Annotated in this window: 12 protein-coding genes; 6 read left to right on the top strand and 6 right to left on the bottom strand. The window is 61.8% G+C overall.

All coding sequences use genetic code 11. The annotated features are described in order from the left end of the window. Positions 1-423 precede the first annotated feature (423 nt). Entirely contained in the window at positions 424-1617 is a 1194-nt protein-coding gene (locus ISP15_RS07440) for a YajG family lipoprotein (RefSeq protein ID WP_404546581.1), read from the top strand. Between the two features lie 160 nt (positions 1618-1777). On the opposite strand, the gene ISP15_RS07435 is transcribed toward ISP15_RS07440, so the two are convergent. The 3 genes from ISP15_RS07435 to ISP15_RS07425 all read right to left on the bottom strand — a co-directional run bounded on the left by ISP15_RS07435 (position 1778) and on the right by ISP15_RS07425 (position 7668). Then, positions 1778-3241 carry an MFS transporter gene (locus ISP15_RS07435; RefSeq protein ID WP_404546580.1) on the bottom strand — a complete coding sequence of 488 codons (1464 nt, stop codon included), beginning with the start codon at positions 3239-3241 and terminating at the stop codon, positions 1778-1780. Between the two features lie 225 nt (positions 3242-3466). Then, entirely contained in the window at positions 3467-6463 is a 2997-nt protein-coding gene (locus tag ISP15_RS07430; RefSeq protein WP_404546579.1) for a glycoside hydrolase domain-containing protein, read from the bottom strand. 245 nt (positions 6464-6708) lie between these two features. Then, complete coding sequence (locus ISP15_RS07425) at positions 6709-7668, bottom strand: hypothetical protein (RefSeq protein WP_404546578.1); 960 nt, start codon at positions 7666-7668, stop codon at positions 6709-6711. A gap of 46 nt (positions 7669-7714) precedes the next feature. Here ISP15_RS07425 and ISP15_RS07420 point away from each other — a divergent pair, with 46 nt between their 5' ends. Both ISP15_RS07420 and ISP15_RS07415 read left to right on the top strand, forming a co-directional pair. Then, entirely contained in the window at positions 7715-7969 is a 255-nt protein-coding gene (locus ISP15_RS07420; RefSeq protein ID WP_404546577.1) for a hypothetical protein, read from the top strand. Between the two features lie 183 nt (positions 7970-8152). Further along, positions 8153-9766 (top strand): MASE1 domain-containing protein, encoded by a 1614-nt coding sequence (locus tag ISP15_RS07415; protein ID WP_404546576.1) that lies wholly within the window; start codon positions 8153-8155, stop codon positions 9764-9766. Positions 9767-9811: 45 nt separating this feature from the next. Here ISP15_RS07415 and ISP15_RS07410 read toward each other — a convergent pair whose 3' ends face one another. After that, positions 9812-10267 carry a hypothetical protein gene (locus ISP15_RS07410; protein ID WP_404546575.1) on the bottom strand — a complete coding sequence of 152 codons (456 nt, stop codon included), beginning with the start codon at positions 10265-10267 and terminating at the stop codon, positions 9812-9814. A gap of 173 nt (positions 10268-10440) precedes the next feature. After that, positions 10441-12402 carry an HWE histidine kinase domain-containing protein gene (locus tag ISP15_RS07405; RefSeq protein WP_404546574.1) on the bottom strand — a complete coding sequence of 654 codons (1962 nt, stop codon included), beginning with the start codon at positions 12400-12402 and terminating at the stop codon, positions 10441-10443. Between the two features lie 269 nt (positions 12403-12671). Here ISP15_RS07405 and ISP15_RS07400 point away from each other — a divergent pair, with 269 nt between their 5' ends. Beyond that, positions 12672-12839 carry a hypothetical protein gene (locus ISP15_RS07400; protein ID WP_404546573.1) on the top strand — a complete coding sequence of 56 codons (168 nt, stop codon included), beginning with the start codon at positions 12672-12674 and terminating at the stop codon, positions 12837-12839. 238 nt (positions 12840-13077) lie between these two features. Continuing rightward, positions 13078-13728 (top strand): TMEM175 family protein, encoded by a 651-nt coding sequence (locus tag ISP15_RS07395; protein ID WP_404546572.1) that lies wholly within the window; start codon positions 13078-13080, stop codon positions 13726-13728. Positions 13729-14118: 390 nt separating this feature from the next. Here ISP15_RS07395 and ISP15_RS07390 read toward each other — a convergent pair whose 3' ends face one another. After that, positions 14119-14301, bottom strand: a complete 183-nt coding sequence (locus tag ISP15_RS07390) for a hypothetical protein (protein ID WP_404546571.1) — start codon at positions 14299-14301, stop codon at positions 14119-14121. Positions 14302-14864: 563 nt separating this feature from the next. On the opposite strand from ISP15_RS07390, the gene ISP15_RS07385 reads away from it, so the two are divergent. Next, positions 14865-15820 (top strand): OmpA family protein (locus ISP15_RS07385; RefSeq protein ID WP_404546569.1); only part of this gene is annotated, 956 nt, incomplete at its 3' end.

The following is a 15820-nucleotide window of genomic DNA, read 5'->3' as shown; positions in this document are numbered from 1 at the left end:
GCGGCATCGAAGTGCGGAAAGCGCCTTGACCCGAATCGTTTCGCCCTTCACGATTCGCGCAGGGGTCATGACCGAATCAGGGGGCTGAAGAGGGCATTCATGGCGCGGTGCGTCGGCACGTTGGCAACGCATTCTGCCGGCGTCGCTCGGAATGTCAGATTCGCGCAAGTTTGGCGCGACGGAAAAACATTCCTGTTTCATTACGCAACCGTCATGCCGTTTAAAGAGTAGCGGGGCATTGCCATGGGTTGCGTGCATGAGTGGCGCGCGGCTGCCGTTCTCTCGATGAGCGTCACAACAATTGACGCGGGATGAAGGCGTGGCTCCGTCCATGTTTGGTTTTATCGCCGGCATCGGCCGGCAGTCATTCGAAAAGGAGTGTTTCATGGGGAATTCGAATAAGACGGGGTGGTCATCCACGACATGGCGGCTACCCACCATTTTTGCTTTGGCGGGATTGCTTCGGGTGTAAAGCCGCGCAAATCGGCGGCGCCGCAAGTCGTGATAAACAAGGGCAATCTGTTTATCCAAGGATATTTGAGGCCGGTTCTTTTGTGTTCTTGCGTGCTGTTGGCTGGATGCGCCACATCGCGTAGCGAGATCAATCTTCAAAGTCCGGCGATTGTCGCGCCAGCGACGACGGCTACGTCCGCACAGCAGGTGGTCGTGATCGGCAAGATCACCGACGATCGTGTGTTCGAGGACGCGCCGGACGAACCGAGCACGCCGTCCCTGGGTTTCGGTGGCGTAGGCAAGGCGACCGATGACGTAAAGGCGCGGGCCGTTGCCCGCAAGCGCAATACCTATGGCAAGGCGCTGGGCGATGTGTTGTTGCAGCCGGGACAAACCGTTGAAAGTGTCATTCGGGAAAACCTCATGGCGGCGTTCCAGCAAGCGGGCTACCAGGTAAAGAGTGTTGGGGACGCGGGTCCTGCGCCGCTCGTGGTGGATGTCCGCATCACCAAGTTCTGGGCTTGGTTCGATCCGGGCTTCTGGGCGATCACGCTTAATGACAATATTGCGACCGATCTGATCTTCCATGGCGCAGGGGCGCCGGTGGTGGTAAGCACCCACGTTGAAGACAAGCGCCAGGCGGCGACCGATGACGCCTGGATAAAAGTCGTCGATCAGGGGCTGGATGCCTATCGCGCCGAAGTGACACGCCGGCTGCGGGGCCTTGACGGTTCCCATATCTCCGAGACGGCAGCGAACACGCTTGCCGCCCCTTCGGCCGGGCTGGCGCCGGTAGCTTCCGCGTCTTCGCAGGCTTCTGCTCCCGGCGATGTTTCCGCAACCGAACCGATGGCGCCAAAGCCCACGCCTGTTGCCGAAGCGACGCCGGCGACAGTGATGCCATCGCCTGCGCCTTCCGCCTCGTCGGCCGCGGTTGCCACGGGTTCGACGGTTGCGACTGCAACCGCTCCGCAGGGCTTCGTTGCTGACACGGCGACCACGCCGCTTGCCCAATCCGTCGCAATCCAATTGGGTTGCGGAGCGGTTCAAGCCCATAGCGCGACAACGTTCATAGCATCTTGCGGCAGCTATGGCGTGTTGATCGATTGCGACAGCGGCCAGTGCCGTCCCATGCATACCGTTAACGTCAAGAAGGACGAGTAACGGTGTTGCGTCCAAGATGCCCCGCGTTTTCGTGCGCGTTCCATGGCCCGGTGCCGTCATTTCCGCTTTTGCGGGAATGACGGCCTGGGGGCATGCGCTAGATCTTCGCGATGAGCTTCGACGCAGCGCCAACCCGGAAAATGCAGCCCCGGCTTAACTCCTAACCCTCGGCACGTAACAGCGACGCTTCCACGCGATGCGTGCTCGCGCGTGCCCAGGCGGTGTGAGTCACGAATCCGAGCAGGATGATGATGGCTCCGCATCCTGCGGCCAGCCACCAGATGGGATGCGTGGCGCGCGTGAACGCCATGCCGCTGGCGCGGCTGCTATTCACCACCGTTCCGGCGATGGCGACGCCTAGCGCGGCGCCGATCTGGCGGCTGGTGGAGGCGATGGCCGCCGCCACGCCTGCCTGCGATTTGGGCATGCCGGAGACGGCGGTATTGGCGATGGCGGGGTTTACCGTGCCAAGGCCGATGCCGAAAATGGCGTAGGCGAGCAGCAGCATGCTCATCGCGCTGTTGCCGTCCAGATTCGTCAACATCAGCGCGCTCACCAGGAATCCCGTTCCCGCGATCAGCAGGGAAGGGCGTGTGCCGTGGTGACCTACCAGGTGCCCGGAGAACGGCCCGCATAGCATGGCCATCAGCGCCATCGGCAAGGTGCAAAGGCCGGTTTCGAACGCCGACAGGCCGCGCACTTGTTGCAGATACAGCGTGTTGAGAAACAAAAAACCCGAGAACGCGGCAAAAGCGCAGATCGCGATCAAGGTGGCGCTGCTGAAGGGCACGCTTCGGAAGAAATGCAGATCGAGCAGCGGCTCCGCCAGGCGCGGTTCGTATATCAGCAATGCTGCTACCGACGCGGCGGTCGCGGCGAACAGGCTCACCGCCAGCCCGGACGTCCAGCCGATGCGCGGCCCTTCGATGATCGCCGACATCAGGCAGGCGAGCGCGATAAACACCAGCAATTGCCCGATCGGATCAAGGGCCCGTGCGCGTGCGGCTTTCGATTCGGGCACGAATCGCGCGGTCAGTATCACCGCCGCCACGCTGATCGGCAGGTTGATCAGAAAGACGTAACGCCAGCCCAGGGTTTGCGTCAGCACGCCGCCGATCAGGGGGCCCACCGCCATCGATATGCCCGCGACGGCGCCCCACACGCCGATGGCGCGCGCGCGCGCCTTGGGTTCGATGAAGGTATTGGTAATGATGGACAGCGCGACCGGATTGAGCATCGATGCGCCGATGCCTTGCAGCGCGCGGGAGATGATCAGCACCTCGATGCTGGATGCCACACTGCACAGCAGCGATCCCAGCGAGAACAGCACCATGCCCAGCTGGAACGTGCGGCGCCTGCCGAACCGGTCGGCCATCGAGCCGGCCAGCATCAGCAAGCTTGCGATCACGATGGTGTAGGCATCCATCACCCATTGCAGATCCGAAAGCGGCGCGCGCAGATCGTGCTGGATGGAAGGAAGCGCTACGTTGACAATGGTGACATCCATGCCGACCAGCAGCAGGCTCATGCAACAGATGCCGAGGATCAGGTTGGGTCGTGCCGGCATGGTTGCGGCAGCGCGCGCCGTGGCATGGACAGCGTCGCCTGGTTTTTCTGAGGTCATGATTCGCCTTGAGGCCGAGCCGGGTCTGTCTCGACTATGTCGCCGAATATATGAGGATATCCTCATATTGTTCAAGTCTCGCGGCGCGGCCTCCCGAATGCCATGGCAACCGGTGCAGCAAGCGTGCGAAGGGATGCGAGTAGAAAGTTGCCGGATGCCATGGCCGCTGGCGGCATCGCCACCGCCATGACCACCATGCGAGCCCGATGGCAGGCCGGGTCTCCTTCATTGCAGGATCAACAGCCATCCCTTGCCTGGCTCGACTGGAATCGCGTCATCCGGCTTGAACACTGCCGCTGGCTGGAATCCGGCGATGGCCGGTGCGCGCAGTGTCGCCGCGCGGGGCTGGATGCCAAGTGCGTTCCAATCGATATGCAAGCGCAGCTGGGTCTTCGCCGGCGCCCAGGAGGCAAGCGCGATCAGTGTCTTGCCGTGCCGCACGTAGCTGGTGGCGAGTACGTCGTCGCGACCGGTTTTGACCGGGGTATCGTGGACCCACCAGCCGATCATGTCGGCCTGCTCGATGCCGAAAGCATCCCATTGCTTCCACAGTTCGCGCGGATCGCCACCGGTCCACGGCAGGCGGTTGGTCATGCCGAAAACCATGCCGCGCCACGGATTGCCGCCACCTTGCAGCATCTCGCCCATCAAGCCATAGGGAATGCCGGAAATCTCGGTGAGCCAGTAGGCGGGGGAGGTGTGCTGGTAATCGAATTCCTCGCCGAACCACAGGTGGTCGATGTACGGAAACAGTTCCATGTAAAGCAGCGTGCTGTTGATGTAACCGTCGCGCGGGTTGAATTGATTGGCCGAATGCAGGTCGATCAAGGGATGCGGCCGGCGTGCCTGCAATACCTTGCGCACGCGCTTCATGGTGGTGCGGTCATAGGCCACGTCGTCGAGGTAGAGGCCGTCGATGCCGATGTTGCGTGCGAGCCAATCCAGGCCTTCGACGTAATAGTTGTGCCAGCGGCTTTGGCCGGCATCGATCACCGCGGCATCGCGGTTCTCCGGTACGTGCCAGGCGGCGATGTAGTCGCCGTCGAGATGCTCCTGCAGCCAGGAGAAACCGCCGCCCTTGCCGCCACTGATGATCTCGTGTCCCAGGCTTTCGAGCATGGGCAGTTCCGGCGCGCGGTCGGATAGCTCGCGGATGGTGTCGTAAATCTTCACCTGCATGCCGCGCTGGTGAGCGGCATCGACGTAGGCGCGCATTTTCGCCGGTTCGAGGAAAGGGTAGTTGATCCATGGGTTGATCGGCGTGGCATGGTGGATGTTCACCACGTTCGCTCCCTGCGCCTTGATCGCATCCAGGTCGCCGTAGGCATGGAAATAGCGTTCGGCGAAATGCTCGGCCGGCTTGATGGTCTTGAACGGGGTGACGCGCATGACCATGTCGTAATGCAGCGTTTGTCCCGCCTGCATGCGGCGCGGGCCGCTGAATGCCTGGACCAGGTAGCGCGCGTCGTCGCGCTTGAACGTCACGCCGCCGTGGCCGTCGTTATCCCATGAGCTGGGCATGACCAGCGGTTGCTGGTGATAGAAATTGGTATTGAGCGGGCGGCGATAATGTTCGTCGCGCAGGTGGAATTCCAGGCCGCCGTTCACGGCGCCAATCCACGCGCCATCCTGATTGTTCTCGACGTTCCATCGCCAGTTGAAATCCGCCGGTGCATGGTCACCGGTGCGTCCCAGGCCGAGTTCGTATTGCGCCACGCTGTCGCGCAGCGGGATTTCCAGGCGAATGTCGTCGAGCGAGGTTGGCTGCGTCGCGGTGAGCGCGATCGAATAGGTCAGCGTGCCGTCCGCTTCCAGGCTGGCGTCGACGGCGGCATGCAGCGGGCCGGCGCGACCGTCCACCTGCCAATGCACTTTAGCCGGACCGTCGCTATGCACGCTCGGTGTTTCCGGTGCGTGCAAGGCATGGGTGCCGCTGCCGTCCTGCACCAGTAATTGCATGGGGGCAGCCAGCAAGGGCATCGGCTTGTTCGCAAAGCCGGTCATGCGTTCGTCGAAGCGGCTGTCAATCTGTCGGGGCAATCCGCTTGAGGCCAGCGTCAGGTCGCGCCCGAGCAGGCCCAGCGTGGCGCCATGTACCGTTATCGCGGTAAACGGCTTGACCAGGCTGTCGTCCTGCGCCAGCGTGGAATTGAGCCAGCGCAGGCGCGTGAGCTTGAAAGGGTCGTCATCGCCGTGCGCGACGGCTTGCGCCGCCCCCACGGTAATGGTCAGCGGTACCTGTTGCGCGGGTATGCCGTCGGCGCCGATCGTCACCACGCCGTGGTAGACGCCAGGTTTCGCAGTGGTGGGAATGTCCACGCCCATCCATAGTGGCTGTACGCGATCCTGCGCGATATCCACGTGGGTGGTGAACGGTTGGCCAGCGTAGTCGATGCCGCCAAGATTGAAGCAGGTCATGGCGGAAGAAGGAATCGTGGCGCCACCGGGGCCGTGCAGGTCGGCGAAGCTCACCTGCACATGGTGGATGGCAGCGCGCGCTGTCCATATGCCGACCTGGAAGCTCAGGTATTCGCCGCGCAAGGCGCTGTCGGCGAACGTGCCGCCGGCACCGCGTTGCGCCCAGCGTTCGGGAATCTGCTGGAACATGCGCACGGGATGTTCGCGGGTTTCGGGAAACAGCAGCCACGGCGCGCCGGGATGTGCGGCGAGCAAGGCCTGCCGTTCTTGCGGTGTCGCCGTGCGCTCCATGTCGGTATAGGCATCGAAATCGTCTACCGCCTGGTAACCCAGCACATGTGCCTCGGGCAGCGTCCGTTCGCGGCCAGGATCGGCGGCGCCGCTGCGCCGCAGCCATTGCGCATCGGCGGTATTCGCCGGCGTCGGGTAGGTCACAGTCGGATAGTTGGGGTGGCCGCCGGTCACGTATGGCTGGTAGTAAATGGCATACACGCCGGTTTGCTTTGCCTCGAATGCCAGCTCGCCATCAGCCTGGTCGATATGCACGCGCACGACGTTGTTCACCACTTGACCGTCGGGACCGATCACGATCGCGGCGACCTGCTCAGGATGGACGTCGCGCCGACGCCACGGCAGGACGACGCGAACCGCCGTCGCCGGTGCGTCCACTTGCACGCTATAGCGATGGTTGCCCAGGCGATCGGCATTCCAGCGCAACGGCACCGGTTCGGTTTGCGCCCACAGGCTCGTTGCACAGCTCAACGTCGCCAGTGCCAGCATGCAGGGCACAAACTGTTTGTCCATCGTTTTCTCCATCGCGCGCATCAGGTATCCGGACTGTTTAGTGCGCGGCGCGAATGCGATCAATCACCATAAGTCATGCATGCGGTGGAAATGTGCGCCGTATGCGATGACAACGTTGGTCATTGCCGCATCCGGAATGCCGATGGGCCGTGGCCGGCGCTCCAGGCAGCTTGCTCTTCCCGGCGCGGCGCATGTCCGCAAGCAACTTGTCCTGCCAAGCGGACAGGCATTGCGCGTAAAGAAGCTCAGCCTTCCGTAATCGCCAGCACACATTCGTCTGCGCCGTAGCTCCGGCAGCAGACGTTGAAGATCGACAGGCTGCGGCAAGCGACGACCGGGGCGAGCAAGCCTTCCAGATAGCCGTTGAAGAAAGCGCAACCGGAACGCCCGTCGTGGATGCACAGCGGACTGTGGCGGATATGCAACTGGCCTGCGCTGTAGTCGATCTCGGCCAGCGCACGCAGCGCGGGCGCGCCGATACGCCCGATCGCTTCGTCTAGCCCGAGCTTTGCCTGGGACGCATAGTCGCGCCCGAATACCCAGGTGCCGGTGCGTTGTCCGGCCAGCAGCAGGGATGCCTCGCGCGCCGCCGGCGCCACGGAGCCGTCCAGCGTCAACAGGCGCGGGAAGACCTGCGGATAGTCGCTGGCCAACCGCGCTAGCGCCTGGTCGACGGCATCCACATCCGGCCCAAGCGCCATCAGCTCGACGAACGGTTCGGGGCTCGGCGCTGGCGCCGGAGCCGGCGTGGGCGGGCGTATGAAAATGAATTCGGGCTCCGCTTCCACCTCCATTTCCGGCGCTGCCTGGAAGATCGGCTTGGACCGGCTTGCATCGACCGCAACCGGAGGAGTGGCTTCGGCCGATGGCATGGCCACCGGCGCGGGTGCGCTGGGCACGGCAGGCAAGGGCGCGGCCAGCGGATGTACATAAGTGCGCGCCGCCGCGAAATGCGGCTTGGGCGGCCCGTCTTCGAACGGTGCGATCTCAAAACTCACCAGCCGCTCATTGGCGTCCAGGGCAGTTTCGAGAGCCCGGCGCTTGCGCGCCGGACCGCGCACGACCATGGTCAGCAAGATGCCGTTGGCGTCCTGCGCCAGACGTTGCCGCTGCAAGGTAAATCCGCTGGCGACAATGGACCGGCCCACGTCGATGACAAGACCCTCTCGTGTCAACGAGAGAGCCTGGATTTCCAGCTCGATCATTAGGCCCCCCTGTGTTCGATGCTGGCGATGAATTGTGGCGGCTACGATGAACGTTTCCGCGGCGCAGAAGTGTGATGCATCTCCAATCATCCGCACCAGCCTGGTACGCCAAGCTGGTGCGGTCAGTCCGGCTCGTCGGGAACGACAGTCGCCAGGGCAGGTTCCGGCGCGGCGCAGGTCAAGCGGCGCAGGCCAAAAAGAAAGCCGCCATGGCGGCGGCTTTGTCGGCTTCGGCAAGGAACAGGGGTATTCCGGATTGCGCGGAGCATTCGACGTCCTCTTTATCGCATACCCGATGTGATGGCCGATTCACGACCTACCGCACAGCCTGGGATGCCCGCCCTTCATGGCGCCTGGACCGAGGTAAGATGGCGCCGAATGCGGCGAGGGCCCGGGGTTTCACTACGGTTTTCATCGGCCAACCCGGAATGACGAGATCTTTGTTCCGGCGTTAGGGGAATATCCTTCTGGGGAGTGGGAGACGATGCGGAAGAGTCTGGGACTGATCGCCAAGGGCGCGTGCAAGCACGCTGCTGTTGCCATGGTCTATGGCTTTGGCATTTTTCTGTGTCGCCAGGTTATTTTCCCGCACTATTTGCTATTCAGTGGCGTGCGTGTCGCCACCTTGGCGTTGACTCCCTATCGCTACTGGCCTGCGCTCATACTGGGCGAAGAAATCTGGCTGGTTCCCCTGACCGTCGAATGTTGGTCGCAGTTCGGGGTGCTGTGGGGGCTGCTTAACTTGATTCCGGCGACGACGTATGTCGGCTCCTTCGTCTGGCTCGCCCGCCAGCACCAGCTATTGGAAGCTCGAAAGAAGCAGGTGCATGTCGGCGTGTTGTTGACTTGCGCGCTTGCTGTGTCGCTGGCAAGCACTGCTTACAACCTGCTGCTTTATTCCGTTGAAGCACTTCCAGATGGATATCTCTCCATTCATCCCTATCATCAAATGGCATCACAGTGGTTGCTTGGCAACTTCATTGGCATCTTGACCGTGGCACCGCTTGCGCTGGCTCTGTATCAGGCATCGGCCGAGTATGGATGGAAAAATCTATTGCATAGGGCGGCGGAGAGCCGTTTCGTATTCGAAGGGATCTTCCTGGTCCTACCTGTATTTGCACTATTGATATGGCTTGGTTTGACTGTATCCCATGCGCGCGGTGCCGCGCAGATTTGCCTGTTCCTGCCGGTCGTCTGGCTGGCTTTGCGGCATGGTTGGCAAGGCGCGGCATGGGGCGGCACGCTGGCCAGTTTGGCTAACCTGGCATTGATGCCGGAGAAATTCGCCAGCAACTACGTTTCGTCTTTCGACCACCATACCGTGCAGGCTGAAGTGATTATCGCCTTCGCCATCTCGACCATGCTATTGGTGGGTGCGCGCATCGGTGTACTTAACGGGCGGGCGGAGCAGGAGCGCAAGGATGTATGCGTTGCACTCGATCTCGCCCGGAACAATTTACACTTGGGAGAGCTGCAGTTGCGGGCGACTTCGCAAGCCCTCGAGCAAATCCGCGAAACGGTGCGAAGTGGTTATGCGATGATGCTCGGCCGCTTGCGCCACTTGCAGCCAGCCATCGACGACGGCGGTTACCAGCGCGTGGCGTTGGTGGCCCAAGATCAGATATACCGCCTGGCAGACGGTCTGCATCCGGTCACGTGGCGTGAGCGAGGCTTGCCGGCCGCCCTGCGCGAGGGCGCCGTGGCTCGCGCGCTGGATGAAGCGGGTATCCGTTATGTGTGTGATTTGCGTGGACCGATCAGCCTGCTCTCGATGACCTTGCACATGGTCATTTATCGCGTGATCTGCGAAGCCATCGCGGAAGGATGCCAGCGCAGGGACATCAGCGATATTGTCTTGCACGTGCGCAGTGGCGAAGTCGGAGAACGCCGCGGGGTCGCCATCAGGGTATCGTTTGGTCGGCAGCCTGCTCGTCTAGCGCAAGTGAAGTGGGACGAGTTGATGCTACGGCTTGCACGTTCCACCAGCAGCCTGGGGATCAAGGCGTTGCAGGCACGGGTAGCCACGTTCGAAGGGCTTGTCAGCGAACGTGAATTGCCAGAAGGGCGCCGTATCAGCTGCCTGATGCTGGAGCCGTAAAAGGCCCAGCATTCGCGGACTGTTCCCGGAAACGTTGAACGCTGCTCAAGATCCATGCGCATCGCAGATGGACGGCACGCACATCGCCGCTTTCAGCTGCGTACTCGCATCGCTCATCGGCGTCGCGGTTATCACCGTCGTGCCATCGTCATAGACCGGGGCAGGCGAGGCGGTGGGGGTGGCATTGTTGTTTGCCGATGCCGGCTGCTGCGGAGTGGAGACGTACTGCGCGAACCTGCCCATGGGCAGGGTGATGAACTGGCCGCCAGCGGTGCCCACGCTGCCCAGCACGTTGCCGTTCAAATCGTTGATCTGGATGTATTGCATGCCACCGAGCACGAACACGTAAGCGTGGTAGTCCGGATTGACGCTGACGTCGATGGCGTTGGGCCATGCCTGGCCGAGGCCGGTGGAGGGAGCGGGGCTGCCGGCGACAGCGGCCCCCGACATGCACACGGCCAGCACTGCGGCAAGAACGGCACGGCGAGATGACATCTGCATTGGAATTTCCCCTTGAGTCTATGGCGGTAGGTGTTGACGGGTTGCGGCGAATTTAGCACCAGGCGGGGGGAAATAAAGCGTGGGTAATTGTGCTGGCCGGGTCGCTATGGTTTAGCTCATCGCCAGCGCCGTGATGGAGGCGTGAAGAAAGCGGGCGGCGCATATTTTCAAGCTCAGGATAATGCCGTCACCAGCGTGCGAACCATCTGCTTCAGGTCGACCGGCTTGCGCAAGCGCTCGATGCGACAGAACTCCGACGGAATCGCGGCGTCGTCATAGCCGGTGATGAAGACGAACGGCACGCCGCTGGTATGCAGCACATGGGCCACTTCGAAAGTCGGGCCATTGCCGAGGTTGATATCCAGTAGCGCGGCACTCAGTGGCTCCCGGGCAATCTCGTCCAACGCGACCGCCTCGGATGCGAACGGGCCGAGGATGGCGGCGCCCGCCTTTTTCAGTGCGCGCTCCGCATCGCCTGCAAGATAGAAATCATCTTCCAGCACCAGCACGCTGGCGCCGGAAAGGTCCATTTCGCCCGCCATATCGAGTGCGCCGCCAAAGATGGTAGCGCGGGCGGGAGCGTCGGTGCTGAGAATGCTGGCGACCTGCCTCAATGGAAATTCGATCCGGCAATGGGCCTGCCTGCCTTCGATGGCAACGACGCCGCTGCCGCCCAGCTCATAAGGAATGCGCCGTTCGATCAGTTCCGTTCCGAAGCCGCGCCGCTGCGGTCCGGTGACCATGCCGGCCGCTGGTTTCGGGATGCCCTCTTCGTGCCAGCGAAAGCTCAGCCATGGCTCTTCATCGCGATAGATCGCATCCCATTTCACGGTCACGCGCCCCTCGAAGGAGGACAGCGCGCCGTATTTCAGCGAGTTGGTGGTCAGTTCGTGCACTGCCAGCGTAAGCACTTCGGCAGCCTTGGGCGGAATGACCAGCGAAGCGCCCGCCACTGTGTACTGCCCGGCGAACATGGCTTGCGCGCTCAATTCGTCGCGCACGATGCTTTCGATGTCCACGCCACGGTTCGCCGAGCGCGTCAGCAAGGTTTGTGTGCGCGCCAGCGCCATCAGCCTTCCGGTAAGCAAGCTGCTGTATTCCTCGATGTCCTGCACATGCCGCCCGGTGCGCACGACCAGGGACTGGATCATCGCCATGATGTTGCGTACCCGATGCTGCAGTTCGGCCAACAGGATCGCCTGGTGCTCGGCCGATTGCTTCAGTTCGCTGATATCTGCCGCGACGCCGGCGATGCGTTGCACCTGGCCATGCTCGTCCTTCAGCGGGAAATCGTTGTTGCGAATCCAGCGGAAGCTGCCATCCGATGGCCGCATAATGCGGAATTCATGCACCACCGATTGGCCGTTCCGCACTTTTTCCCACTGTGCCAACACGGCATCGCGATCGTCGGGAACCACCAGCGTAGCCCAACGGCGCACATCGCCCGGATGCATCACTGCGTCGCACTTCATGCCATAGACGGCTTCGAATGCCGGACTGACGAATTCAAGCTCCAGCGTCCTGGCGTCACGGATCCACAGTACGTTCGAGGAGGCGTCGGCGAACTGGCGGAAGCGTTCCTCGCTGTCATGCAGGGCGGCCTCGGCCTTGGCTCTGCGGACGGCATCCCAGGTGCGTTCGGCAGCCTCTTCGACCAGTTCGACTTCGCAACGCGCCCAGGCACGCGGTTGCAGTTCCGTCACACACAGCGCCGCGACCAGCCGATTGTCCTTGATCAACGGAATGGCGATGAACGCGCCGATGCAGATCGAGACTACGGCCGCGCGCTGGTCGTCCGGAATCAGCGGTGAGGTATAGGTATTGTCCACCACCATGTGCTGGCCCATGTGGAACGAAGGGCCTACCCAGTCGAAAGCGGCGAGGGGATAGCGCCCGACCATGCTCGGCACGCCGGGCCGCACGAAGTCGTGTGCCACGATCACCTGGCTGTTGGCCTGGTCGATCTCGCAGTAATAGACGCGGTCGGCTGCCAGGCGCTCGCCCAGCAACCGGGTCACCTGTTGCTGGATCTCGGCGGGATCGGAAAGCGGACGGGTCAGGTCGGCAAGGCGCAGCAAGACGGCCTGCTGCTCGTCGTCGAGTGCAGGCACATTTGGATTCAGCGCATCGATCATGAGCGGATGCCTCTGCAGCCTCGCCCCCTGATAGCGCGTGGGGCCGCTGGCGGCTGGCGAGCGCCGGGAGCGGTATGCGCCTACAGCTTAGCCACACGCACCTGCATGAAACGTGGCGAAACAGTCAACGGGCGGTCTGGATGCGGCGGTGTCGCGACAGCCTGCCGTCATATAAAGATGCTGTTTACGGAACGAACGCTGCTCTTAACCTCCGGCCAACGACCGGATCGATAGCCTGACCATCAGCCATGAACGACAGAGGAGTGCTTATGGACCACGTTGCCCATGATGTTCTTGCGATCGAGTCGCCCGACGACGTTCGTCGCGTATCGTTCGCGCCGCAGGAAGGCTACGTGCTCGACCCCTGGTCCGGCCTCTACCGGGAGATGGAAACCACCTATCGCCAACGCCGATGTATGGAAGCGGTTTCCGCCTGAACCCATGAGGCCCCGCGCAAGCGGGGCTTTTTCTTGCATTGAAGCGACGGACGTGGCGTCGATGCGGGTCACCATGCTGATGCGGATCCTCTCTGCGGCCTATTGCCAAGACGGGAAGCGCACAAGCATCGTTCCCTCGGTGGATTCTGCCTATCCCGCATAGTCCGGCCGCCGGATGCGGCAGAATATGCCGGTCCGATCAGAGGGGAGCGATATGGATCCGGGGATACCGCATCACGTGAAGGAACATCACGTTCACCAGCGCCATTTCGACCGGCTGGTGATGCTTTCCGATGGCGTTTTTGCCATTGCGCTGACCTTGTCCGCGGTAGAACTGCACCCGCAAGCCCTGCCTGGGCAAAGCCTGCTGCAAGTATGGGCCAGGCCGCTGGCGGTGTATTTCCTGAGTTTTTTTCTGATTGGCGTGGTGTGGCTGCGCCATCGCCGCACGCTCGCGCATCTGTATCGCGTAGATGCGCCAGTGACTGTGGCGACGCTGGTCTTGCTTAGCCTGGTGGCGCTGGTGCCGGTCTTCATCCGCGTTCTGCTGGAGGATCAGAACGCATCCTCCAACAACGGCATGCTGGTCTATGCACTCTCGCTGATGGCTATCTATGTCTGCCTGGCGATAGGGTGGGGTTACGCCGCTTTCATCCGCCACCTGGCGCCAAGCGTGGCACACCCGCGTGCCTGGGGCTGGCTGCTGGAGGATCTTTTCATCGCGGTATTTTTTGCTGCCGCAGCCTTATATAGCCTCCATTGGCACGTGCTGGCTCTGCTGGCAACACTGATCGGCGTCGGCATGCGCTTCAACGTAAGCTCGCTGGAAAAAAAGGCGAAGGCGCTGGACGAACAAGCCCTCGAGCAGGCCGGTTCGCACGATGCGTAATGATGAAGGCTGCTCGATGCGGCCGAAGAGGGCTACGCCTCATCAAAAATGATGCGACGCGCCCTCTCGTCGAGCCTGGGCCGCTTCGCTAGGGATGCTCTGATCCATGCTACGTAGGCGTCACCAGCTCGGTCTGTTCGCAGACCATAGGTTCGTCGGCGCACGCGGGGAGGGTACATGGATGTACCCGGCTTTGAGGAGCGAGGAAGGGATGCGGACAGACAGAGCTGGCCCCAACATGTTGAATTTAAAGCGATGGGGTGATGTCCAGAAGGCTCGCAGAGTGCGCCGCGCGGCTTGGCAAGACGGCCAGTCTTCCCGGCGCCGCACAACACACTCTGCGAGCCTTCTGGACATCATGCCGCCTGCGTAGCATTGATCAGAGTATCCCTAGGCGGCTGCCTGCTGATCGACCGGAGTGGTGATTTCCCTGAGATTGGCGGCCGCTTCAGCCGCAACGCGCCGTGGCCAGCTGTCCGCGATGTGCTCGGCCAGCAAACATGGCTCGCCCGCCCGGCACGTGGAGCAGGTGAGGTTGTGCAGCATCAATTCCTCAACGATCGATACGGTCATGACGCGATCCTCCGCGGTGGCAAGCAAGCCTCTCGGAGGTCTTATCGGCAGGATTTGGATTTGCTTGAGTGCCATGGATTCGCGGCATCTTCACCGGCCGGTTTCTCCCTTTCAATGGGGATGACAACCCGGTTGCCGCGCCGGGGCGCCCCTGCGCGCAATACCGGTGAATTAACCGGGCGGCCTCATCAGGAGACGTCCGCATAGGGGGCACGGTTGCAAGCGTCGCGAATTATCAAGGTATGGAAAACATGACAGCTTTCGCATTTGAATAATCAGGTTTTCACCCCCCTTCCACCGAATGATTGATAACTAACGGCTGCAAGGCAGATTTGCGAACCTGTTATTTCATGGACTAAATCCATGCGTGCTTTTTTCCATTAACGGAGATATTCACGCGCCTGTGCGGCTTTGTCATCTATAGGTTGGCAAATCGACTTGAACGTTATTGCGGGGTCGGCTGAAAGTTTTTTGATGACACCGCTTTTTGCCCGTGTGTGCGTTGCACGAACGGCGTCCTTTTGGGGGAAGAGACGTTCGCATGACTCTAAGAGGAGATGTCCATGAAGTACAGGAACTTGTCAGTTCTGATAGCTATGGCCCTGGGTTGCGTGGGCGTCGCTCATGCGCAGGACAACACGCCAGCTGCCCAAGGTGGTACGGACCAAGGCAGCCCGGACAATAACGTTACCAGCACCACATTCGATGATCGCTGGTACATCGGGCCAACCGTGGGTTATTACCACAACGACGTCAAGCGGCTCACCAACCGTAACCAGATTTTTTACGGCCTCGATGTGGGCAAATTCATTACGCCTAACGTCTCGATCGACATTTTTGCCGATCGTACCCGGCGCACGTTCCATGGTTATGTCGGTGGCGGCCGCTGGGCGAGCAACGACCTCGGCGTCGCGGCGCGCTATTTCTTCGGCGACTGGAATGCATGGCGTCCCTACCTGGTCGGTGGCGTCATGGCCAGCCAGCACATCGATACCTTCAATCACAACGTAGACCCCGCTGCCGAGGCTGGCGTGGGCCTTTCCAAGACCGTGACCGAGAACATCGACTTCCGTGTGGAAGCGATGTATCGCTACGACTGGGACGACAAGACCTTCCCGGCACGTAACGGCTACGGCGACGAGTTCGTGGATTTCAGCCTGTTGTTCCGCCTGGGGCCGCCGCCGCAACCGGCTGCGCCTCCGCCGCCGCCTCCGCCGCCGCAGCAGCCGGACTGCTCCAAGCAGTTCCGCAACGGCGTGAACCTGTGCGACAACAAGTGCCCGGACCTGCCGGAAGGCACGATCGTGGGTCCGGATGGCTGCCCGCAGAAGGTGGTGATCGACCTGAAGGGCGTGAACTTCAAGTTCGACCGTCCGAAGAAGGGCGAGACGAACATCGAGCCGGCACTGGCGGTGCCGAGCAGCGATTCGCTGGCGATCCTGGACCAGGCAGTGGATACGCTCAAGCGCTATCCGCAGGTGCACGTGACGGTGGCCGGTTACACCGACAGCGTGGGTAC

The organism is Dyella jejuensis (assembly GCF_044904675.1).
GTDB lineage: Bacteria > Pseudomonadota > Gammaproteobacteria > Xanthomonadales > Rhodanobacteraceae > Dyella_B > Dyella_B jejuensis.
This window is presented reverse-complemented; position numbering and strand designations above follow the sequence as displayed.